A 1,008-nucleotide genomic window follows, 5' to 3' on the forward strand; every position below is an offset into this window, starting at 1 on the left:
ACTTCGACTCCCAGCAGCGTCGCGACGACGACATCGACCGTGAGCACGTCGGCCCGTACGAGGTGGACGAGGCCGAGGAGTCGCTCGAGACCGTCACGAACGACGCGGTCGCCGGTGAGACGGTGGAACCGCAGCCCGGTGACGGCTCCGACGACGGTCCCACCGGCGGCTCCCCGCGCGAGGGCTCGCCCGACCTGTGGGAGCACGAGAACGAGCAGGACGAGGACCGCGCCGACCTCGGCAACGACCTCGGCACGAAGCCGCTCTGAGCGCTGACCTGATCAGGCTCCCCCGGAACACGGCTCGGTAGCATCGGGCCGTGTTCCGACGATTCCGTGCCAGCGTCCGCAGCATGCCCTCGGCGGCGCGGCTGCTGGCCGTCGCGGTGATGCTGCTGGTCGCCGCCGCGGCGCACCTCGCCGCCCGCTCGGAGCCCGGTGGCCGCTGGGTCCCGCTGCTCGTCGCCGGCGTCCTCGGCGCGCTGGTCACCGGTTCCCCGACCCGCCTCTGGCCGATCCCCGCGATCTGGCTCGTCGCGACGCTCCTCGCCCTGACCGGTGACGCGCCCGTCGACCCCGCCTCCACACGGGTCGCCGTGATCGTCGGCGCAGTCGCGCTCCTGGTGGCGATCGCTGTGGACCTACGACCCGTCCTGCGGGCGCGACGCCGACGGGGTGCGGCGTGACCACCCCACGGCCTGGAGGCCCGGTGCACGTCCGCCGCGCACCCCGCGGTCGGTAGACTGCCGCTGCTCGCGGGAGTGGTGGAATCGGTAGACACGCAGGATTTAGGTTCCTGTGCCCCAGGCGTGAGGGTTCGAGTCCCTCCTTCCGCACCGAGTCCCCCCTGCCACACGGTTGCGGTCATCCGCACGCCTCGAGCAGGTCATTCCCGCGAGGGATGGCCCGGCCACTCCCGGGCGGTACCCTCGTCCCGCGGGTGTCCTCCCCGTGACCCCCGCCTCCACGACCGGAAGAACCATGCACTCCGTCGCACTCGCCCTGATCC

At 72.7% G+C, this 1,008-nt stretch carries 1 protein-coding gene, 1 tRNA gene and 1 pseudogene; all 3 read left to right on the forward strand.

The window, feature by feature from the left end; all coding sequences use genetic code 11:
- Nucleotides 1-269: pseudogene (locus BACI9J_RS23425) on the forward strand (hypothetical protein); the annotation flags it as partial.
- Between the two features lie 50 nt (nt 270-319).
- Nucleotides 320-685, forward strand: coding sequence for a hypothetical protein (locus BACI9J_RS23430; RefSeq protein WP_159736724.1), 366 nt, complete (start codon nt 320-322; stop codon nt 683-685).
- A 69-nt stretch (nt 686-754) separates the two neighbouring features.
- Nucleotides 755-835: transfer RNA gene (locus BACI9J_RS23435), tRNA-Leu, on the forward strand.
- Nucleotides 836-1,008 lie beyond the last annotated feature (173 nt).

The sequence above is a fragment of the Arthrobacter sp. 9V genome (genome assembly GCF_902506065.1).
Lineage (GTDB): Bacteria > Actinomycetota > Actinomycetes > Actinomycetales > Micrococcaceae > Arthrobacter.